The sequence below is a fragment of the Propionivibrio limicola genome, assembly GCF_009469695.1.
Taxonomy (GTDB): Bacteria; Pseudomonadota; Gammaproteobacteria; order Burkholderiales; family Rhodocyclaceae; genus Propionivibrio; species Propionivibrio limicola.
This window is the reverse complement of sequence record NZ_SSSR01000020.1, coordinates 1-21,321: the sequence shown is the minus strand read 5'-3', so window position 1 is coordinate 21,321 and position 21,321 is coordinate 1. Positions and strand designations below refer to the sequence as shown.

Genomic DNA, 21,321 nt, shown 5'->3' with positions numbered 1-21,321 from the left:
ACAAGACTCCAACCGGTTCCCGGACAGGAGCTGCTCAGGGTACCAAGACTCATGAAACACATTCGATATGCCATCTGTCTGACCGCTTTGGTGGCCGGATTCGTCGCGCCGGCAGGCGCTGTCGATGGCGCGCTGGCGGCCAAGAAAGCACCCGTCGCACGTGACGCCGGACGCCGCGCTGCGGTTGCGGCACCGGAACCATCCGTCGATGACGGAGAGGTATTGACCGCGCAGGTGGTCTATCAGGTGTTGCTCGCTGAGGTCGCCATGCAGCGCGGCGATCTTGATCTGGCGAGCCAGGCCTACGCCACGCTGGCCTTGCGCACGCGCGATCCGCAGGTGCTGGAACGGATGATCGAAGTGGCAGGGTATGCACGCCGCTTTGATCTGGCCATCGAGGCGGCGCGTCTCTGGCTTGAGCGCGAACCGGATTCCAAGCGCGCGCAGCAATTGCTGATCAGCATGATGATTCTCTCTAACCGGTTGGACGATCTTGCGCCGCCGCTGATTCGTCTGCTCGAAGCCGATACGCCGGGGCTGGCGGCCAATCTGACCGGTCTCAACCGGATGTTTGCCCGCAGCCCCGACCGGCTGGCCGTTTTTCGCCTGATCGAGGCAGTCTGCCGGCCGTTTATCGGCATGGCCGAGGCGCATTATGCCGTTGCGGTGGCGGCCGGGTCGGCCGGCCTCAACGAACGGGCCATGTCGGAGGTGCGACGCTCCCTCGAGTTGCGCCCTGGCTGGGAGTTGCCGGCTTACCTCGGCGGACAACTGCTGGCCCGCGAATCGCCGGGTGATGCGATCGAGTTCATGCAGGAATTCGTCGAGCGCTATCCGCAGGCGCGCGAGGTTCATTTGCTGCTGGCGCGTACGCTGGTGGCGGAAAAGCGTTATTACGAAGCCAAGCGCCATTTCGACCAACTCCTGCAAGCCAATTCGGAGAGTCCGGAAATAACCTATGCCGTCGCCGTCCTGGCCCTGCAGCAGAACGATCGTGGTCTGGCGGAGGCGCAGTTCAAGCGTTTCCTGTCGTTCGAAGGGGCGAACAAGAGCGTCGCCTACTACTACCTCGGGCAGATTGCCGAGGATGACAAACGTTTCGACGAGGCGCTGGCCCACTATGCCGAGGTTGAGTCCGGAGAGCATTATCTTCCGGCCCGGATGCGCAGTGCTTACCTGCTTGGACGGTTGGGGCGGATCGACGAGGCGCGAACGCTGCTTGACCAAGCAACCACAAAAACACAGGAAGAACGGATCCAGTTGCTTGTCGCCGAGGCGGCGTTGTTGCGTGATGCCAAGCAGTTGCAGGCGGCCTTTGCCTTGCTCGACTGGGAACTGGAGAAGAGTCCCGAGCAAGCCGATTTGCTTTACGAAACGGGATTGCTGGCCGAGCGGCTCGGCCGTTTCGAGCTGATGGAAGCGCGTTTGCGGAAGCTGATCGGCCTGCGTCCGGATAACGTGCGTAGCGCCCAGGCCTACAACGCGCTCGGTTACTCCTATGCCGAACGCAATATCCGGCTCGGCGAAGCGCGGGAGTTGATCGAGAAGGCGCTCCTGCTGTCGCCGGAAGACGGTTTTATCCTCGACAGCATGGGTTGGGTGCTCTTCCGGCAGGGGGATCTGAACGGCGCGCTTGGTTATCTTGAAAAAGCCTATGCGCAGCGCGAGGATCCTGAAATTGCCGCCCATATCGGCGAAGTGCTGTGGGCTCTTGGTCGCCAGGAGGACGCACGGCGCGTGCTGCTTGACGCCGGGCGCAAGCATCCGGACAGCGATGTGCTGAACGAGGCGGTCAGGAAATTTGCGCCCTGAAATGCTGGTTACTTTCGTGTCTGCGTTACGCGCCGGGCGGGTTGCTTTCGCGCTAGTCGTCGCCGGGTGGCTGGTTGGCGGCTGTGCCAGCTTGTCCGAACCGGCGGTGGACGGCCCGGTGGTTGCGCTGACCGGGCGCGAGCCGCTGGAGGACTTCGCCCTGAACGGCCGTTTTTCGCTGCGCTATGAAGATAAAAACTTCTCCGGTCGCTTGAGTTGGCAGCACCGGGGGCGGAGCGATGCTTTGTTGCTGGCCAGCCCGTTCGGGCAAGGCATGGCCGAAATTGCCGCCAGCGATAGCGAAGCGCGCCTGCTCACCAGCGATGGCCGAAGCTACGTTGCCGCCGATGTCGAAACCTTGACGCGGGATGTGCTGGGGTACCCCCTGCCGCTTTCGCAATTGACGGACTGGGTGCGCGGCAAGGTGATCGAGGGGCGCCTTGAGCGTGATTCGCGCGGACGCCCGTCGCGGCTTCGCCATGAAGACTGGCGCATTGATTATGAATATGCCGGCGAAGATCCGCAGGCGTTGCCCTCGCTGATTATTGCCGAGCGCCTCGGCGCTTTCGAATTGAGGTTGCGCATCGACGAATGGACGCCGTTCTGAGCGCTGTTTCTGGTACTGAAAACGAGCTGTGACTGATCTTCCGACTTCTTCTGAATGGACCTGGCAAAGCGCTTATCCGGCGCCGGCCAAACTCAACCTTTTCCTGCATGTCGTTGGTCGCCGGGATGATGGGTATCACCTGCTGCAGACGGTGTTCCGCCTGGTCGATCATGGCGATACGTTGCATTTCTCGCCGCGCAGCGACGGCCGTGTCGTGCTGCTTAACCCGTTGCCCGGGGTGCCGGCAGAGAGCGATTTGACCGTCCGGGCGGCTCGCCTGCTGCAGGCGGAAACGGGGTGCCGGGGCGGCGTGGATATCCGTATCGAGAAGCGCCTGCCGATGGGCGGCGGTCTGGGCGGTGGCAGCTCCGATGCAGCTAGCGTCCTGCTGGCGCTCAACCATCTCTGGCAATTGGGATTGACACGTCAGCGCCTGCAGGAAATCGGCCTTGGCCTTGGCGCCGACGTGCCGGTTTTTGTGTTTGGCCGCAATGCGTTCGCCGAAGGGGTGGGCGAAGCCTTGCTGCCGGTCGAAGTTCCCCCGGCCTGGTATCTTGTTCTGGAACCGCCCGTGCAGGTGCCAACGGTCGCCATCTTTGGCGCTCCCGAACTCAGGCGGGATACGGCCCCGATTGCTGCCGCGGACTGGAGGCCGGGCTTTGGCGCGAACGATTTGCAGGAAGTGGCGGTGTCCCGTTTTGTCGAGGTCGGGCGTCATTTGCACTGGCTGAATGCTCGTGTGCCGGCACGCATGACGGGATCGGGGGCCTGTGTTTTCGCCGAGTTGCCGACGCGGGAAGCCGCGGCAGAAATCCTTGCTGGTTTGCCGCCACAGATGCGCGGCTGGTTGGCGCCGGGGCTCGAAAAACATCCGTTGCATGGCCTCGCATCTTGAATCTGACCGATTTTGTTAAAAAAATCCGCCAGGTACTTCCATTTTTGCAAAACCCTTTGTACAATGCGCGCCTCGCTTGCATTGATCTGTGAGCAGCTGCTGGGGAGTCGCCAAGTTGGTCAAGGCACCGGATTTTGATTCCGGCATTCGAAGGTTCGAATCCTTCTTCCCCAGCCATTCAAGTTTCCAAAACGCGGGCAGGTTGATACCTGCCCGCGTTGTTTTCCAAAGCAGTTCTTCAAGGCGCCTCCCGGCGCGACGGGTGTTCGACATGGCCTACGATAGCCTGATGGTTTTTTCCGGCAATGCCAATTCCAAACTGGCGGCCGAAGTCGTCAAACGCTTGGATATCTCGATGGGGCGGGCTCAGGTGGGCCGTTTCTCGGATGGCGAGATTTCCGTTGAAATCGAGGAGCATGTGCGCGGCAACGACGTTTTCGTCATCCAGCCGACCTGTGCGCCATCGAACGAAAACCTGATGGAGCTGCTGATCATGGTCGATGCGCTCAAGCGCGCCTCGGCCGGCCGGATCACCGCCGTCATTCCCTACTTTGGCTATTCCCGTCAGGATCGCCGCGTGCGTTCGGCCCGTGTGCCCATCGCCGCCAAACTGGTCGCCGATCTCTTGACCGCGGCTGGCGTCCATCGCGTGCTGACCATGGACCTGCATGCCGAGCAGATCCAGGGTTTCTTCAATATCCCGGTCGACAACATCTATTCGCTGCCGATCATGCTGAACGATGTCGAGCAGCAGAAGTTCGAGAATCTGATGGTCGTGTCGCCTGATGTGGGCGGCGTGGTGCGGGCCCGGGCGCTGGCCAAGCGCCTTGAGTGCGATCTGGCCATCATCGACAAGCGCCGCCCGAAGGCGAATGTTTCGGAAGTCATGAACATCATCGGTGACGTCAGGGATCGTACCTGTGTGCTGATGGACGACATCGTCGATACGGCCGGAACGCTGTGCAAGGCCGCTACGGCACTCAAGGCGCATGGCGCGAAAGGTGTCGTTGCTTATTGCACACACCCCGTGCTTTCCGGGGCCGCCGTCAGCCGCATCAAGGATTCTGACATTGATCAGCTGATCGTCACCGACACCATCCCGCTGTCGGACGATGCGCAAAAGTGTTCGCGCATCCGCCAGCTTACCGTGGCGGAACTGTTGGCTGAAACGATCCGTCGCATCAGCAATGAGGATTCGGTTTCGTCGCTGTTCCTCGATTAAGTTTTTTTCACCACCCGTCTGGTCGCGGACGGGTTAATTACCTGGAGTTACTATGAAATTCGAATTGAATGCACAAAAGCGCGAAGTGCAGGGGTCCGGAGCGAGCCGCCGCCTGCGTCACGCTGGCAAGGTTCCGGGCATCATTTACGGTGGTTCGACCGCGCCGGAAGTGGTCGAGCTTGACCACAATGAACTGCTCCTGTCGCTGCGCAAAGAGGCGTTTCACTCAAGCCTGATTACGCTCAAGCTCGACGGTGCCGAGCAGAACGTTCTGTTGCGTGATGCCCAGATGCATCCGTACAAGCCGCTCGTCTTGCACGTTGATTTCCAGCGCGTCGACGTTACCCGCCCGATTCACCAGAAGGTTCCGCTCCACTTCATCAACGCTGACATCGCCCCGGGCGTCAAGATCGGTGGCGGCAAGGTCGCCCAGATCATGAACGAGATCGACGTTGCCTGTCTGCCGCAGGATCTTCCAGCCTTCATCGAAGTCGACCTGAAGGACATGAAGGCCGGTCAGTCGCTCCATATCTCGCAGCTCACCTTCCCGCAAGGCGTGAAGCCGGTGGTGCATGGCGACGATCTCGTTGTCGTTTCGGTCATCGGCAAGAAGAAGGGCAGCGAGGAGGCTGAAGGCGAGGCTGCTGCCTGATTCAGCTTCATCGCGTCTGACTGAACGTCCGACCAACAGGCCGCCGTACGGGTTTTACCTGCGGCGGCCTTTGTTTTAATCGAGTGAGCACAATGACTGCACCTCGCCTGATTGTTGGCCTCGGTAATCCCGGAGGCGATTATGAGGCCACCCGGCACAATCTCGGATTCTGGTTTATCGACCGCTTGGCGGCCGGTCTCAAGGTGACGTTGGCGCCGCAGGGCAAGTTTTTTGGCCACGCCGGACGCCGCGATGAACTCTGGCTGCTCAAGCCGACGACCTTCATGAATCGCTCCGGGCAGTCGGTGGCGGCGCTGGCCCGGTTTTACAAGATCGCGCCCGAAGAGGTCCTCGTCGTGCATGACGAGCTCGACTTGCCGCCGGGTGGCATTCGGATCAAGCAAGGTGGCGGCAATGGCGGCCACAATGGTTTGAAAGATATTCAGGCCCAGCTTGGCTCCCCGAATTTTTGGCGCTTGCGGCTCGGTATCGGGCATCCCGGCAACCGAAACGAGGTGATCAACTTCGTCCTCAAGCCACCGCGTCGCGAAGAGCTGGACGAGATCGACCGGGCGCTCGACCGTTGCCTGATTGCATGGCCGAAGCTCGCCGTCGGCGATTACGCCACAGCGCAACAGGCGCTGCACACCAAAGCTGTTTAACGAATACAGGACAGGAGTTACACCATGAGCCTCAAATGCGGAATCGTCGGTCTGCCGAACGTAGGCAAGTCCACCCTTTTCAACGCACTGACAAAAGCCGGTGTCGCGGCCGAGAACTACCCGTTCTGCACGATCGAGCCGTCGGTCGGCGTGGTCGAAGTGCCGGACAAGCGTCTCGACGAACTGGCGAAGATCGTGAAGCCGCAGCGGACCGTTCCGGCGGTGACTGAATTCGTCGATATCGCCGGCCTGGTGGCTGGCGCGTCCAAGGGTGAGGGGCTTGGCAACCAGTTTCTCGCCAACATCCGCGAGACGGACGCCATCGTCCATGTCGTGCGCTGCTTCGCCAACGACAACGTGATACACGTCTCCGGCAGCGTCGATCCGATCCGCGACATCGAGGTTATCGATACCGAACTGGCCTTGGCTGACCTGGCGACCGTCGAAAAGGCGCTCAACCGCTACCGCAAGCCGGCCAGCGCCGGCGACAAGGAAGCCAAGCTGCTCGTCGCCGTGCTCGACAAATGCTTTGCCCAGCTCGACGCCGGCAAGCCGGTGCGCGCGCTCGACCTCACCAAGGAAGAATGGGCGAGCATCAAGACCTTCTGCCTGATTACCGCCAAGCCGGTGCTCTATGCGGCCAACGTCGCTGAAACCGGCTTCGAGAACAATCCCCACCTCGACGCCGTGCGCGCGCACGCCAAGGGCGAAAAGGCCGAAGTGGTGGCCATCTGCGCCGCGATCGAGGCGGAAATTGTCGAACTCGACGACGAGGAGAAGCAGCTTTTCCTCGCCGATCTCGGTCTTGAAGAGCCGGGCCTGGATCGCCTGATTCGTGCCACCTATCAGCTGCTCGGCCTGCAGACCTACTTCACGGCCGGCGTCAAGGAAGTGCGCGCGTGGACGATCCACAAGGGCGACACGGCGCCGCAGGCCGCCGGCGTGATCCATACCGACTTCGAACGCGGCTTCATCCGCGCGCAGACGATCGGCTTCGACGACTTCATCGCCTGTGGCGGCGAACAGGGCGCGAAGGAGGCCGGCAAAATGCGCGCGGAAGGCAAGGACTACGTCGTCAAGGACGGCGATATTCTGAATTTCCTGTTCAACGTCTGAGTCAACTCATTGCTTTCTGGGTGTTTCATGAAACCCAGAGAAAGCAAAGAAACAACAACAAAATCGCGCAGTTAGGCGGTTTTATTGTTTCAGGAAGTGCCCGCTGATTTCCCGGGTTGCCAATGGTTTAATGAGTACAATGGTGAGTACGGTATTTTGCGCGCCAGCCAGAAAGTGAGTACAGTCATGCTGTCACCGCTACGAGGAGGCCGTCACCGTGCTTACCGACGCACATTGTCGCAACGCCAAGCCCAAGGAAAAACTCTACCGCCTGAATGATCAGCGCGGGCTCTATCTGGAGGTCAAACCGAATGGCGTGAAAGCCTGGCGCTTTCGCTTCACGCTGGACGGCAAGCCAAGCATGTTTGCCCTTGGCGAGTACCCTTCACTGACGCTATCCGAAGCAAGGGAGCGTAGTGAAGCCGCGCGCAAACTGGTCAAGCTGGGCATCAACCCAGCGCAACAGCGGCAGCTAGACCGCATCAGACAGGCCGGAGAAGCCCAGAACACCTTTGAGGTTGTCGCCAAGGAGTGGCTGCAGACAAAAGACTGGGAAGATGTCACCAAAAACCGGCGACTGGACATGTTGCAGCGTGTGGTTTTTCCCAGCATAGGGAAAATGCCGGTGCGCGAAGTGACTCCGGCCCACGTGCTCGATATCCTTCAAAAAACCGCGAAGCGTGGAGCTCCCACGGTCGCGGCGGAGGCGCGGCGCACGATGTCTGCGGTGTTCGAATTCGCCGTTGCTACCCTGCGCGCCGACAGCGACCCGGTCTGGCCGGTACGCAAGGCCCTTCCTGCTAACAAAACTCAGCACAAGCCAGCGCTTAGCAAGGAACAAATCGGCAAGCTGCTGTACGACTTCGAAAACCACCGCTGCAGTTTTCAGGTAAGTCACTGTATGCAACTGATGTGGTGGACGCTTGCTCGTCCGACTGAAGTGGCCGAGGCAGCATGGGATGAATTCGACCTTGAGAAGGCAACGTGGACCATCGCCGCTGAGAGGATGAAGGCACGTAAAGAACACATTGTGCCCTTGCCACGCCAAGCCGTTGAAATGCTCAAAGGCCTGCAATCTATCACTGGCAACCGCAAGCATCTATTCCCCGGCCGGGATGATCGCAACGCTCCGATGTCCGCCGCATCGATCCGACAGGCACTCAAGGTGCTGGGCTGGAGCGGTACTTACAGCCCCCATGCTACCCGGACTACCGGCAGTACCCGTCTCAACGAGATGGGATATCGCCCTGATGCCATTGAGGCGCAGCTTGCCCATGCTGACCAGAACAACGTGCGCCGCACGTACAACCACGCTACCTATTTCGACGAACGCCGCGCCATGATGCAGGACTGGGCTGATCATCTCGATACATGGAGGAAGCAGTCATGAACGCAACACAACGCAATTCGGCTCGCGCTGAGCCTGAGTTTCTCCATCTCGGAGAAATTGAACACGAAATCTTTATGCGCCGTACTCGCCAAGGCAAACCCGTGTTCAGTGACCCTGACGCTTTTTCTGAGCAACTGCATGCCTTGGCACAAAGATATGTTGATCGGCGCGCAATCATGCTGGACAAGAACAGCCGAAATCGCTTCCTCGCAGTCGCGAAGGCCGCCGGTCAACTGCAAGACGCCTTGCGCGATCTGCGCGCGGATGAACTTGAGAGACTGGGCAGCGAACAGGACGTCTGTATCAAAGAGTATTACCGGGCGTTAGCGTTCAACGATGACTTGGACGATAGCCTGGTGCCGGATGCTTACGACGACACACTGTATCCGCGCCACGCCAATCGCCTGCTATGGAGCAATAATCTAATTTGGCTCCGGGCCGGTGCAGAGCAACTATCTGGTGCCAAGAGAAAAGGGCGACCTAGTAATTCCCTGGAGTTTCAGATTGCACGCGAGTTTGTAGCGCTGTGTATTCAAGAAGATTGGCCACTGACCGTCTCCAGCACAGTCTCCGACCGGAAAGATCCGAAAAACACATCTCGTTCTGCTGAATCCGACTCCATTCGTTGTTTGGCTGCCGTATTTGCTAAAGCGGGAATATCTCCGGTAGTGGGCCTGCAGTACGCAAAAACTGCTCTGAGAAAATTTCACCAGCCGCAAATTTACGCGCAGTGGTGTGATGGCGAGTTCACCGTCACATTGACCCTCAAACAGACGCGTAGTCATCTTGATTGCGGAACCGCCGACGACATGCCGAACTTTATTCCCCAAACGCGCTGACCCATGACACGGGCAATAAATCGTAGATTTCTCGCTGCTTTTTTGCCCGTGACTCGCACTGCCGCTCCTCGCAATATTGCTCGTGTTTTCACGACGTTTCGAGGAGTACCACAGCATGCGCAGCATTCGTATCCAAGAAGTTTGCAATAAGCTTTCTGTTAGCCGCACGTCGCTCTGGCGCTTGTCCAGACAACCTGGCTTTCCAAAACCGATCAACCTCGGCGGCAGCCGCATGGTGATGTTTCTGGAAGAAGAAATCGATGCCTGGCTGGAAGAACAGGCGATTAACCACCGGGTTGACCTGCAAAACCTGTTTGATGACGGCGGTTGCAAAGCGGCGCCTGGCCTTGCGCTTGCAAACCCACAACTTCGCGCGAGGGTGACAAATGGTGCCCGGGGAATAGGCAAGTGAGCCGTCAGCGCACGATCAATGACCAGGGTTTCTGGCGTTCTCCACGTCTGCAAATCTGCACCACAGAAGACAAAATCGCCTTGGTCCACCTACTCACGTGTCCTGATTCCAACGTCGTCGGTGCCTACCCTCTTGTCCCCAAGATTGCCTGTGCAGAAGTGGGTTGGTCGGCTGATCAATGGTTGCAGGTGATTGATCGGCTACGGGCAAATGACCTCACCTGGTACGACGCCGAACGGATGTTTGTCTGGGTGCGCATCTGGTGGGAGCACCACCATGCCGGGCAGAGCATGGGGCCAAAGCTGCGCAACCGCACACTGGGAGACATCCGGCACATTCCGCCTGCCTGGCTGCAGCCGTTTTTGGACGATTTCCGCCCGCACCTTTCCCCGGAGTACCAACGTATTCTGGACCGAGAACTCGGTCTTCTGGGGGCGGCGGATACGCTATCGATATCCTGTCGATATGGTATCGATAAGGTATCCAACCTTTCCCTCAGTAACCCTAACCCCAACCCTAACTCTAAAGTAACCCTAACCCCAGAGCCGCCGGCTAACCAGCCTGTGGATATCTCAGCCATTCCGGCTTCGCACCGGGCGGACGTTGGGTTGGTGCTTCGGGAGGCACAGCAAGCCGGAAGAAACGCGGCCGACTTACAGGCGGTGATAAACAATCTCGCACGACAGTTCCAGTCACCAACCAAACCTCCGCGAAATCCTGTTGCGCTGACCCGGCATCTGCTTGGCAAGCAAGAAAACAACACGCCGCAACGTACGTCGGCCATCCCCTCACCTGAGCGGCTGGCGGTTTATCAAGGGCGCTGCTTCGCATGGCCAATTGAGCGAGCCAACAGCTATGTGCGTATTACCGAACACCAACAGGTTGAATACTTTTGCATCGAGCACGGACGGTTTGTTCGTCGTGTTGGCAGGCTGGATAGCGATGAACTGCTGTGCGCGATCGAAGGCGGCAGCGCACGGGAGGTGTCAGGACGCGTTATCGAAATGCTTGTTCAGGAAATCGAATCATGACAAACCTGTACCATCAGTTACTTCAGCTTCTAGCTCGGTGTCGGGACGCAGTGGCAGCCATACAACCGCGCGGAGGTGCATTTGACCACCCGTCACAGAAGACCCGCGCTGACTACCTGAGATTGGGGGAAACGCTACTACATCGTGCGCGCTATGCAGAACATGGCCTGCGGGATGTTCTGACCAATACGACCAGCCCACGCACCTTCCACAAGCGCATGGCGGCATTACGCTACTTTTTGCACGTGCGGCAGCGCGAACTGATGGCGTCAGTGCATCAGGCCAGTGACGAACAGTTGCAAAGCCTCCAGCCCGAACTGGAACAGCACCTGCAGACCCTTGAAGCTCTCGTTGCTACTCAGTCGGCTGGGTTTCAGGGGATGCGCAAAAAACGTCAAAGCAAGCGTAAGGCCCTCGCCGGACTGCCCTGGGGCTGGCGTGAGAAGCTGTGCCAACGTAGCCAGGCGGGATCATATGGCAAGGCGATTCTCGCTGCCGCTGTGAGCGGTTGCCGGCCAATTGAGCTGCAAATGGGTATCGTGATCTGGCGCGACTACGATGAAACGCTACAGACCGACATGATCAACATCTTCGTCAATGGTGCCAAGGTCAAAGGTCAGCACCAAGGTCAGCCCTGGCGGATCATTCACTATGTCGCGACGGACGATCACCCCCTGATCGTTGCAACAAATAAGTTGCTTGATCAGCAAGAAGAGCCAATCCTGCATGTGCAGATTCCCAACCCGGGCAACTTTACTGTCGAGGTTCGCCGCCTTGGCAAATGCCTGTGGCCGGCGCATCGACATAGCATCACCGCGTATTGCCTGCGCCACCAGTGGGCAGCCGATATCAAATCCACGCGGTCTGCCGATTCAGTCAGCCGTGGGCTCGGTCATGTGTCCGCCAAGACCCGGCGCAACTATGGCCAGGCGCAACAGGCAAGCAAGGCGGGGGCGCTTCGTCCGCTCGAAGTAACGGTCGAACGCAGTATCAAGCCGCCCTCCACAAAATCGCATCTATCGAAAGCACGGCCCAGTGTGCCGAAGCCTGAAATTCCTTGACTCTGCCGGAGCTGGTATTTCAGGTGGTGCATTGGAATTTTGCGGAAGAGGATGGGGCGATGCTTGTACAGATTGCCCATGACGGCCATCCAGATCGCTTGCTGATGATCGTTAGGGCGACTCGAGAAAAGTCCCGCCAGTTGGGCGGAGTTAGTGTTTCATCGTGCTTTTTAGCCGACCTGTCTGGTATCTAAACGGATTGCCTCTTTATGCTCTCGGCCTCATTCGGGTTGTCGCCTTCGGCACTCAACTGCCGATCCATCGCGTCCCCTACCCAGCGGACAAACTCCTCCCACCCCTCCCGAGTGATGACGTCACGGCCATCGGGCGTCGTGAAAAAGTACTGGTCTCTACTGCGGGTTGGCCACGTCCAGCGGAGTAGTCGGATGCGCAGTTCAAATGGCACCCGGTCGACGTAAACACCGTCCTCTTCTCCGAACTCCTCAAAGTAAGGGCGCCGCAAAAAGCATAGAAATTGCAGGCTGTTGAGCTTGTCGATTGCCATATCAAACCTCTTTTTCGGTCGGCGATCCGCGTCCAAGTGCATCAATGCTAATCATAATATAGCCAATCAACAGTTCATTGCGATTCGATGGACATGCCTAATGGCAAATCATATACTTAACTCTAATACACCCATTTCCCTTCTTTCTCTGCGAAACGGCTAGCCATGGTGTCGAACGATAGGCTTGAACAACTGACTCAGCCCCAGCGCGACCGGCTCGCGTTCATAGAGCTGCGTGTGCGCTTTGTGGGAGAGATTCGTCGGCAAGACTTGGTGGCACGGTTTGGCATCCAGTCAGCAGCGGCAACCCGGGATTTGGCGCTCTATAAGGAGTTGTCTCCGGGAAACATCGACTACGACCCCAAAGGCAAGGCCTACATCCTTGGGCCAGATTTCCGGACCATCTTCAATTTCCCCCCAGAGCGAGTGCTGTCGTGGCTGACCCAGGGATTTGGCGATGGTGAGCCGATGCGGCTCAAAGCGTGGGTGGCCAGCGAGAGCCCATCACGGCTTACACACCCGGATCTGGATGTGTTGGCAAGCGTCACTCGGGCGATCCATCAGGAATGCGTAATGGCGGTCGACTATTACTCAATCTCAAGCGGCAAGTCCGAGCGGGAAATTGTCCCCTTCGCGCTGATCGACAACGGCCTCCGCTGGCACGTCCGCGCCTTCGACCGGAAGTCGCAGGAGTTCCGGGATTTCGTCATCACCCGAATAAAGAACCCCGTTGTACTCAAGGGCCAGCCAGTGGAGCCCCACGAGACGAGCGACCAAGATATTCAGTGGACCCGGATCGTCGAACTGGAGTTGGTGCCACACCCGGATCAACCCCGTCCAGAGATCACCGAAATGGACTACAGCATGCGCGACGGCGTGCTGCGGATAAAGCTGCGCGCCGCCACGGCCGGGTACATTTTGCGCAAGTGGAGCGTGGACTGCTCGCCGGATCACTCCCTGCGCGGACCTGAGTACCGGCTTTGGTTGAAAGACCACCTTGCCATCTACGGCGTGCGCAATGCCGTGTTGGCGCCGGGCTACCGCTCCCCTGAGCAACAACGGCTCGAAGCCGAGACGGACTGAGTGTATGAGCGTGCTCGAAAAACTCGAACGACTCATCGGCGAAATCGGCGACCTCAACAGCAAGCTGATTCTGCTGGTCGGTCCCAGCTGCAGCGGCAAGACCCGACTGCTCTGGCAACTGGGCGCCAAGCTCAATATCGAGCCGCTCAACGTTGGCCTGGAGCTGGGGTGCCGTTTGGCCGCCACGCCGAACAACAAACGCGGCTTCTCGGCAGGCGAACTGCTGCGGGAGATCGCTGACAAGGAACGAACTGAAGACCCGCTGCTGCTCGACAACCTGGAGTTGTTGTTCGAACCCAGCCTGCAGATCAACCCGCTTGACCTCGTCAAGCGGCTGGCTCATTCCAAGCGCGTTGTGGCTGTCTGGCCGGGCGAGCTGCGCGGCGACCACTTGGTGTACGCCGACATGAGCCATCCAGAACATCGTGACTACAGCCGAGACGGCGTGGTCGCATTCGAAATTTGACCGAATCAGGAAACTGCGGGGAAGAGAAAAGCATATGGCCAAGAACATGAAATACGGAGATTTGATCCAGTTTGAGCAGATCGAGTCAGTCATTCAGCTGCTCGATGCCGGGCGCCCGGACGAAGCCAAGAAGCTCGTCGCGACCTACGTCATCTCCGACGACATGGCCGAGCGGATCTCCAAGCTCATGGTTCCCCAGCTCAGTTTCGACGACTCGGTTGATCACAAGGGTGTGCTAATCGTCGGCAACTACGGCACCGGTAAGTCGCACTTGATGTCGGTACTGTCGTTGGTGGCTGAAGACGCCGCCTACGCACCGATGATCCGCCACCCCAAGGTCGCCGAGGCGGTTACCCCGATCGCTGGCCGCTTCAAGGTGCTGCGCATCGAGGTGGGTGGGCTGCAGATGCCGCTGCGCCAGATCATCACTTTGCAGCTTGAGCGTTTCCTCGAAAAGATCGGCGTCGACTACACCTTCCCGACCGCCGACAAGGAGCTCAACAACAAGGACTCCTTCGAAGAGATGATGGCAGCCTTTGGCGAGAAATACCCGGACCGGGGCGTGCTGCTGGTTGTCGATGAGTTCCTGGAGTACCTGCAGTCCCGCCGCGATCATGAGCTGGTACAGGATCTGGCCATCCTGCGTCAGATTGGCGAAGTCACCAAGCACCTGAAGTTCCGCTTCGTGGCCGGTGTGCAGGAAGCCATCTTCGACAGCGTGCGCTTTCAGCACGTGGCCGACAGCATGCGCCGCGTCAACGAGCGCTTCACCCAGATCCTGATTGACCGCCAGGACGTCAGCTTTGTCGTCTCCGCGCGCCTGCTCAAGAAGACGGCCGACCAGCAGAACAAAATCCGCGAATACCTCACGCCGTTCGCCAAGTTCTATGACTCCATGAACGAGCGCATGGACGAATACGTGCGGCTGTTCCCGGTTCACCCGGATTACCTGAAGACCTTCGAGCAGATTCACTTCACCGAGAAGCGTGGCGCGCTCAAGACCATCGAGGCCGCCATGCTGGCCATCCTCGACCAGGACGTGCCTGTCGACAAGCCGCTGTTCATCAGCTACGAGAGCTTTTGGAACACCATCAAGGCCAACTCGGTCTTGCGCGCCGACCCCAACATCAAGGAGGTCATGCGCGTCTCCGAGGTTCTGGAGTCGCGCGTACAGCAAGCCTTCACGCGCCCGGCCTACAAAGCCATGGCGCTGCGGGTCATCAACGCGCTGGCCGTTCACCGTCTGACTACGGGCGGCGATATCCATGTCCCCATCGGCCCCACGGCTACCGAATTGCGCGACACCTTGTGCCTGTTCCAGCCAGGTGTGGAAGACATGCCGGGCGACCCGGCCGAGAACCTGCTGTCGATGGTGCAGACGGTCATGCGGGAGGTGCTGAAGACCGTCAACGGCCAGTTCATCTCGAGGGCGCTGGACACAGAGCAGTACTACCTCGACCTCAAGAAAGACATCGACTACGACGCGCAAATCGAAAAGCGTTCCGAGGGACTATCGCCTGATGCTCTCGATCGTGCTTACTACCAAGCCTTACTGCAGATCGTTTCGGAGGATCCAAATAAGCCGAGCTACGTGTCTGGATTCAAGATCTGGGAATATGAAGTCGAATGGATGGAAAAGAAGGTTGGCCGCAATGGCTATACGAGTACGCCGAAGGACGGGCGAGGAAGCCCATTTATTACTTGGTGCTGATCGGAGCGAGCATGTTGTCTGATGCGGACTTGTTGACCCGCACTGAAGCCTTGAAGCGTCAGCTCCCGGCAGAGGGGCCCAATGACCGGCCATGGGAAAAGCCATTTGTTGCTGGTTGCGCAGTGATGAATCTCGCTGCTTGGAACAAAACATTGGCACATATGCCGGCCAGTAGGGTAGGCCGAGAAATGGAGAATTGAATGGCCATCATCGAAGGATTCCGCGTCCAGAACTTTCGTGCTTTGCGCGATGTGACCTTGGGAAAACTCTCCGGAGAGCAGGCCGGTGATCCTCTCACTCCATTCACCGTTGTTATCGGGAAGAACGGCGTGGGCAAGAGTACCTTGTTCGACGCTTTCGGTTTTGTGGCGGATTGTTTGGCTACCGATGTGGAGACGGCCTGCGACATGAAGCAGCGCGGCGGATTCGATCGCATGCGATCCAAGGAGGTGACCGATCCGATCCGTTTCGAGATCTATTACCGCGAAGCACAAAACGAACGTCCTATTACCTACGAACTGGCGATTGATCTGGATGCCAACGGTCGGCCTTTTGTGCTCTCCGAAGTATTGCGCCAGCGCCGCAAGAACCAGAAATACGGGCGGCCTTATCCATTTTTGCGCCTGGAGCATGGCAAAGGTTCTGTGTGGGCCGGTGAAGAAGCTATTGGCGATAGCGAGGAAGAGGATAGCGCGAGCAGTGCAGTGGAGCTGACTGATCCTCGCGAGCTGGGCATTTCGACCTTGGGTACGCTGAAAGAGCATCCACGCATTGGCAAATTTAGGGACTTCCTCAAAGGTTGGTATCTCTCGTATTTCTATCCTGATGCTGCACGCAGCCTGCCCACGGCCGGGCCGCAACGGCACTTGAATGTACACGGCGACAACATCGGAAATGTAGTGCAGTTTATGGAGCGCGAGCACAAGGATCGCTTCAGGAGCATTCTGGATCGCATCGCCAGCAAGATACCTGGCATAGCCAAAATTGATACCAAGGTGACGGACGACAAGCGCGTGCTGCTGCGTTTCAACGATGGTGCGTTTGGTGACCCTTTCTTTGCCCAGCAGATGTCCGATGGCACGTTGAAAATGTTTGCCTACCTCCTGCTACTGGAAGATCCCGATCCACCGCCTTTCATCTGCATCGAGGAGCCGGAGAACGGGCTGTATCACAAGCTACTGGAGGCGCTGGCGCAGGAATTCCGTGTGCACGCCACGGGCAAGAAGAATGCGCCGCAGGTTTTCGTGACCACGCACCAACCGTATTTTGTGGATGCCTTGTCGCCGGAAGAGGTGTGGATTCTGGAAAAGGGACTGGACGGTTTTTCTACCATCCGCCGGGCGTCCGAGCTTGAAGTGGTGCGGAGTCTAGTGGCTGAAGGTTTGCCGCTTGGCGGGTTGTGGTACAGCGACTATCTCGATGCGAGGTGATCAATGCATATCGAGATACTGGTGGAAGATGCTTCCGGTGAGAAGTTGCTCGAATCGTTGTTGCCCAAATTGTTCGGGACGCCGGGTGAGCCGCACACGTGGCGCTGTCACGCTTACAAAGGAATCGGACGCATCCCTAAAAATCTGAATGCGGGCGGCGATCCTGCCAAACGAATTCTGCTAGATCAATTGCCCAAGCTACTGCGCGGTTACGGCAAAACGCCGGGGATCGATGCCGTGGTAGTTGTTCTGGATTCCGACCGGCGCAATTGCGTGGATTTTCTAGCCGAACTGAAAGCACTGGTGGCGGGCTGCAATCCTGCACCGAACACCTTGTTCCGTATCGCCATCGAGGAAATGGAGGCTTGGTACTTTGGCGACCAACAGGCGCTGACGGCAGCCTACCCGAAAGCCAAAATCGAGGTGCTGCAGCGCTACCAGCAGGACAGTGTTTGCGGAACATGGGAGCTACTGGCTGATGCGGTCTACCCCGGTGGTTCAGCAGCAATCAAGAAGGCCGGTTGGCCGTTGCCAGGACAGATCAAGCATGAATGGGCGGATCGGATAGGTCCGCTGCTTGATCCTGATCGCAATATTTCACCAAGTTTCGGCAAGCTGCGCGATGGTTTGCGCCGATTGGTTTCAGAGGGGGCTTAGACATGAACCAGGATGGCTTGCTCGCACGACTCAATGGCACTGACCAACAAACCCTTGGTCACTGATGCCATGCGCCGCTTCCGCCAAACCTTGGGAACACGTCTATCGTCCGAGCAGGCGCGAGCGGCAATTAGGCAGCGGTTTGTCAGCGCACGTGCAGACTCACCGGCCAAGCGGGGACTAAGTCAGGACCAAGTCGGGACCGAGTCGGGGCTCAGTCCCGAGCAACGCATCGTGTTGGTGCAAATGTCCGATGAGCGTGAGATTGCCGCCTTGATGGAGTGGGTTGGGCGTAGCAATCGCAGCAAGTTTCGTGAGGTGGTGTTGGCTCCTCTGCTGGCATTGGATCTTGTCGAAATGGCCATCGCAGATAAGCCCAACAGCAGCAAACAGCGCTACCGCCTGACTCAACAAGGCAAAACGCTACGCGAAGAGATGAGTGAATGAGCCAATCCGGACGCAATTTCACCATCGGCGATTGGTGCTGGTTCACCCGGCGAGCGACGCCCTGCCGCGTGATCGAGCGGCAGGACGTGTGGGGCGAAGTCGCCTATCGCGTCTGGCTGCCAGCCAAGGACGCGGTGGTGCGTGCCCGGGCGCCTGATCTTGCAGTGCTGGAAAGCGTGCGCCCGAGCGTGGAGCAGATCCTGCACACCACGGCGGCCGCCAAGCTGCTGGATGCGCTAGAGGACAATCTGTTGCTGGCGCCGATTCAGTCCAGTGTGGTGCCGTTGCCGCACCAGCTCTATGCGCTGAACCGCGCGGTCAGCCGCGACCGCATCCGCTACCTGCTGGCTGATGAGGTGGGCCTTGGCAAGACCATCGAGGCCGGTTTGGTGCTGCGCGAGTTGAAGTTGCGTGGTCGCGTGAAACGCATTCTGGTATGAGACGGTGCTCGCCTCTTTGAAAGAGCGCCACCCCTGGCTGGTTAGGCAGGTGTTCGAGCCAGCCCCCGGACACTTGTCCTTGGTGGAACACTTGATAGAGCAGATGGAATGCTTGCTTTCGTCGGCGGTCCTCAAGCGAAGAGGCACACTCTGCGTGACTCAGATCCGGGATCGCTTGGTGGCACATTACCAACTGCCTAGTGATCACGCGGCGGCTCACGCCGTAATGGATTTGATCGCTGAAACGAAAAATCTCTCGCTGCACCATTGCCCTGTCTGTGGCCTCCCTGTTAGTGGCAACGGCACAAGTCCTCAGCGTTGTGAGCGGCACGAGAACCAGCTGGGTTTGTTTGCCGAGGACTTACGGCCTAGCCAACAGCCGAAAATTGACGAACAGGAATTGCGACAGGTGGTCCGCGACTTGGGCAAGCTCACGGCGGAAGAGACACGCCCCTTCGTTCAGGAGGGTGAAGGCGTCCAGCAAACAACAGAAGAAGGAAAGGCACCCAAGACAGATCCTGTTGAAACAGAGCAACGGCCAACCATCGTTTTTTTGGACGGCACAGGCCTGGAGGCTTTCGTCGATCGCCATCGCCCAAAGGGTGATGAGAAGCTACGGAGGGCTCAAGCCATTCAGGACCGCATCAAGCGTGCCGGTCATGAGCGTCGCCAACTGGGTTTGCTTCCGCTGGATTGGGCAGCGCTTATGGATGATTTTGAAGCCGCCTTCCCCAATTTTCGCGAGTTGGCCGAAGTGCTGCGCGACCATTTCGCGCTGTCCTCGTTGGGGGATAGGCGTGCGAACTGGCCCCCTGTTCTACTGGTCGGCCCGGCTGGAATCGGCAAGACCGAAGCCGCGCGATGGCTTGCGGATTGGATGTCGCTTCCGTTTCGGGTTTTCGATATGGCCAGCACGCAATCGAGCTCACCGCTGGCAGGTTCCGAAGCGTTCTGGAATAACTCGGAGCCGGGCACTCTTTTTGAGTTGCTTGCCTACCAGCCATTGGCCAACCCGGTGGTTGTGCTGGATGAACTCGATAAGGTTGGCCGGCAACAATATGACCCGCTTGCGGCGCTCTACACCTTGCTTGAGCCACGCAGCGCTCGTAACTTCATTGATCTCTCCATTCGCGATTTTTCCATCGACGCCAGTCACGTCAATTGGATCGCCACCGCGAACGAGTTAACCTCCATTCCGGACCCGATCCTTTCTCGCCTGACGGTACTGCACATTCCATCGCCCACGCCGAAGCAAGTCGGCAGCATCGCTCAGTCCATCTACGCACGTTTGCGCGACGAAGCGAGCTGGGGTAACGCTTTTGTCGAAAAGCTGGATATCGAGGTGCTGGAGAAACTGCAGACCCTGGCCCCGCGAAGCCTGGGGCTGGCGCTGCGCAGGGCATTGGGCGCGGCGGCTCGCGATGGTCGTGGCATCGTTCAGGTAAATGACATCACTCTGCCACCGGATGCCAACAACCGTGGCATGGGCTTTATTCGTGATGGTTTGAACTGAGATCGGGGCAGCACTGCTAGCCAGGCATCCAACAGTCAAATCATCACTCCTGCGGCAGGTAGGACATGCCGCAGATCGCGCCTGAAGTTTAGAAAAGCCCGGCAATCGCCAGGAGTGCCGGGAACAGTCAGCGTTGGATAACCGTTGGGCGGTCGGAGACGGCCATGCTTCTTCCCGCGCGTAAACGACCAGCCCTGGCGGATGAGCTGCTTGACCAGAGCGTCAATTTCTTTGGACGAACAGTATTTCAAGGCTTCAGCTCCTTATAGCCAGTCGCCACGTCAGCTGGCGAATTTCCTTTTGTTGGCATGACGCTGATTCCAAAAATGAGCTTTGGAAGAAACGGGCCCTCATGCAGAAGGCCCGTTGCCACGGCTTACTTACTTACCACGCGGCGGGTTGTTGCCACGGCCACCGCCAGACGGGTTGCCAGTCTTGCTGGGAGCATTTTCGAGATAGATGTGCATGGTGTTTCTCCTGATCAAATCCTCGGGCAAGTCTGCACACGCGCCCGAGGAAGCTACGTGTGAGATCGGACGCAGATTGGCGTTTCGACCCGAGCAATATGGATTTTTGTCAGTGAAGCAACAATGTAAAAAAGGCGTCCACACCCCGTGATCCGGCAACTCGAAAAATCAACGGCCTCGCAAGGGGTGTGTACAGACTTTTTTCATGGCAATGCCCTCTGCCATCGGACAGAATTCATCCCATATCCAATTCGTTCGAAACAGTCATGGCCCGCATTCCGTCTTTTGAGGATTTTCTGTTGGAGGTTCAGCAGAGCCTTGGTGTAGAAAACCCAACGCTATCTACGACGCCAGAGAAAAGGCGTTTTTCCGATCTTCGTCTGCCGTTGGACAAGCACATCGAGACTTGTCAGGAGCTGCTGGATGGCATCTACGAGGCGCTGGGTATCGATGAATTGGCAAGGCGCGATTTGAGCAGCAACCTCGCAAATGTTCAGGGGTTCAACAAGGCGCTAGAACTGCGGACTTGGACTGGTCGTGCCAACCAGCAGCAGGTGCTTTGGCACCTACTTGCCTATTGCTACATTCCGGGTTTTGCCCGCGTGGTAGCCAACTGGAGCTTGCCTGCGGACAACCGGCTGCAGCCATTGGATGCAGGCATGCCAGGGGGGCGGTTCTGGTTTTTGCCACACTGGAACCAGGATGCGAACGCTCTTGAGTTGCCAGTTCCCCAGGTGATTGACTGGCTGCTCGATCTATTGGTGTCAACGGCGATTCAAAACTGATACAGATTTTTGTTGGGCAGCGATTCAAAACTGACACACCCCGGACACTTCATTTGCGCTGATCGCGTTGCCGAGAGGGAGGGGCGAAGGCCCGACCGGAAGGCGGCGCGATCAGCGC

General features: G+C 58.3%; 22 protein-coding genes and 1 tRNA gene. 22 read left to right on the top strand and 1 reads right to left on the bottom strand.

What is annotated here, in order from left to right; genetic code table 11:
* Positions 1–51 precede the first annotated feature (51 nt).
* The 13 genes from GH659_RS12325 to GH659_RS12265 all read left to right on the top strand — a co-directional run bounded on the left by GH659_RS12325 (position 52) and on the right by GH659_RS12265 (position 11,699).
* Positions 52–1,812 (top strand): tetratricopeptide repeat protein, encoded by a 1,761-nt coding sequence (locus GH659_RS12325; protein ID WP_153111734.1) that lies wholly within the window; start codon positions 52–54, stop codon positions 1,810–1,812.
* A gap of 1 nt (position 1,813) precedes the next feature.
* Complete coding sequence (gene lolB, locus GH659_RS12320) at positions 1,814–2,419, top strand: lipoprotein insertase outer membrane protein LolB (protein WP_153111733.1); 606 nt, start codon at positions 1,814–1,816, stop codon at positions 2,417–2,419.
* A 28-nt stretch (positions 2,420–2,447) separates the two neighbouring features.
* On the top strand, positions 2,448–3,314 hold the full coding sequence (gene ispE / locus GH659_RS12315; RefSeq protein WP_153111732.1) for a 4-(cytidine 5'-diphospho)-2-C-methyl-D-erythritol kinase: 867 nt from the start codon (positions 2,448–2,450) through the stop codon (positions 3,312–3,314).
* Between the two features lie 100 nt (positions 3,315–3,414).
* Positions 3,415–3,491, top strand: a tRNA-Gln gene (locus GH659_RS12310).
* A 94-nt stretch (positions 3,492–3,585) separates the two neighbouring features.
* Positions 3,586–4,536: a ribose-phosphate pyrophosphokinase gene (locus tag GH659_RS12305; RefSeq protein ID WP_153111731.1), complete on the top strand. Its 951-nt coding sequence runs from the start codon at positions 3,586–3,588 to the stop codon at positions 4,534–4,536.
* A gap of 52 nt (positions 4,537–4,588) precedes the next feature.
* Complete coding sequence (locus tag GH659_RS12300; RefSeq protein WP_153111730.1) at positions 4,589–5,188, top strand: 50S ribosomal protein L25/general stress protein Ctc; 600 nt, start codon at positions 4,589–4,591, stop codon at positions 5,186–5,188.
* Positions 5,189–5,280: 92 nt separating this feature from the next.
* Positions 5,281–5,850: an aminoacyl-tRNA hydrolase gene (pth, locus tag GH659_RS12295; RefSeq protein WP_153111729.1), complete on the top strand. Its 570-nt coding sequence runs from the start codon at positions 5,281–5,283 to the stop codon at positions 5,848–5,850.
* Positions 5,851–5,874: 24 nt separating this feature from the next.
* Complete coding sequence (ychF, locus tag GH659_RS12290) at positions 5,875–6,966, top strand: redox-regulated ATPase YchF (RefSeq protein WP_153111728.1); 1,092 nt, start codon at positions 5,875–5,877, stop codon at positions 6,964–6,966.
* Between the two features lie 217 nt (positions 6,967–7,183).
* Positions 7,184–8,356: a tyrosine-type recombinase/integrase gene (locus GH659_RS12285; RefSeq protein WP_153111727.1), complete on the top strand. Its 1,173-nt coding sequence runs from the start codon at positions 7,184–7,186 to the stop codon at positions 8,354–8,356.
* The gene (locus tag GH659_RS12280) at positions 8,353–9,195 is read left to right on the top strand and encodes a hypothetical protein (protein ID WP_153111726.1); all 843 of its coding nucleotides are present in this window, start codon (positions 8,353–8,355) and stop codon (positions 9,193–9,195) included. The genes GH659_RS12285 and GH659_RS12280 overlap by 4 nt, the downstream gene beginning before the upstream one ends.
* Positions 9,196–9,310: 115 nt before the next feature.
* On the top strand, positions 9,311–9,607 hold the full coding sequence (locus GH659_RS12275) for a helix-turn-helix transcriptional regulator (RefSeq protein WP_153111725.1): 297 nt from the start codon (positions 9,311–9,313) through the stop codon (positions 9,605–9,607).
* Entirely contained in the window at positions 9,604–10,638 is a 1,035-nt protein-coding gene (locus tag GH659_RS12270) for a hypothetical protein (RefSeq protein ID WP_211364235.1), read from the top strand. Before GH659_RS12275 ends, GH659_RS12270 begins: the two co-directional genes overlap by 4 nt.
* Complete coding sequence (locus GH659_RS12265; RefSeq protein ID WP_153111724.1) at positions 10,635–11,699, top strand: site-specific integrase; 1,065 nt, start codon at positions 10,635–10,637, stop codon at positions 11,697–11,699. Before GH659_RS12270 ends, GH659_RS12265 begins: the two co-directional genes overlap by 4 nt.
* A gap of 190 nt (positions 11,700–11,889) precedes the next feature.
* Here the strand turns inward: GH659_RS12265 and GH659_RS12260 are convergent, their stop codons facing one another.
* The gene (locus tag GH659_RS12260; RefSeq protein ID WP_153111723.1) at positions 11,890–12,204 is read right to left on the bottom strand and encodes a hypothetical protein; all 315 of its coding nucleotides are present in this window, start codon (positions 12,202–12,204) and stop codon (positions 11,890–11,892) included.
* Between the two features lie 165 nt (positions 12,205–12,369).
* Here GH659_RS12260 and GH659_RS12255 point away from each other — a divergent pair, with 165 nt between their 5' ends.
* The 9 genes from GH659_RS12255 to GH659_RS12215 all read left to right on the top strand — a co-directional run bounded on the left by GH659_RS12255 (position 12,370) and on the right by GH659_RS12215 (position 21,203).
* Positions 12,370–13,287 carry a helix-turn-helix transcriptional regulator gene (locus GH659_RS12255; RefSeq protein WP_281349754.1) on the top strand — a complete coding sequence of 306 codons (918 nt, stop codon included), beginning with the start codon at positions 12,370–12,372 and terminating at the stop codon, positions 13,285–13,287.
* 4 nt (positions 13,288–13,291) lie between these two features.
* Positions 13,292–13,753, top strand: a complete 462-nt coding sequence (brxF, locus tag GH659_RS12250; protein ID WP_153111722.1) for a BREX-3 system P-loop-containing protein BrxF — start codon at positions 13,292–13,294, stop codon at positions 13,751–13,753.
* Positions 13,754–13,787: 34 nt separating this feature from the next.
* Positions 13,788–15,464 carry a DUF6079 family protein gene (locus tag GH659_RS12245; RefSeq protein ID WP_211364234.1) on the top strand — a complete coding sequence of 559 codons (1,677 nt, stop codon included), beginning with the start codon at positions 13,788–13,790 and terminating at the stop codon, positions 15,462–15,464.
* Between the two features lie 200 nt (positions 15,465–15,664).
* A complete protein-coding gene (locus GH659_RS12240) occupies positions 15,665–16,894 on the top strand; it encodes an AAA family ATPase (protein ID WP_153111721.1) in 1,230 nt (409 codons plus the stop codon).
* Between the two features lie 3 nt (positions 16,895–16,897).
* Positions 16,898–17,551 carry a DUF4276 family protein gene (locus GH659_RS12235; RefSeq protein ID WP_153111720.1) on the top strand — a complete coding sequence of 218 codons (654 nt, stop codon included), beginning with the start codon at positions 16,898–16,900 and terminating at the stop codon, positions 17,549–17,551.
* A 33-nt stretch (positions 17,552–17,584) separates the two neighbouring features.
* Positions 17,585–17,998, top strand: coding sequence for a Fic family protein (locus GH659_RS14920; protein ID WP_211364233.1), 414 nt, complete (start codon positions 17,585–17,587; stop codon positions 17,996–17,998).
* Complete coding sequence (locus GH659_RS12225) at positions 17,995–18,438, top strand: DEAD/DEAH box helicase family protein (RefSeq protein WP_211364232.1); 444 nt, start codon at positions 17,995–17,997, stop codon at positions 18,436–18,438. The genes GH659_RS14920 and GH659_RS12225 overlap by 4 nt, the downstream gene beginning before the upstream one ends.
* A gap of 178 nt (positions 18,439–18,616) precedes the next feature.
* Positions 18,617–19,951, top strand: a complete 1,335-nt coding sequence (locus tag GH659_RS12220; RefSeq protein WP_211364231.1) for an AAA family ATPase — start codon at positions 18,617–18,619, stop codon at positions 19,949–19,951.
* 733 nt (positions 19,952–20,684) lie between these two features.
* Positions 20,685–21,203, top strand: coding sequence for a hypothetical protein (locus GH659_RS12215; protein WP_153111718.1), 519 nt, complete (start codon positions 20,685–20,687; stop codon positions 21,201–21,203).
* Positions 21,204–21,321: the final 118 nt, after the last annotated feature.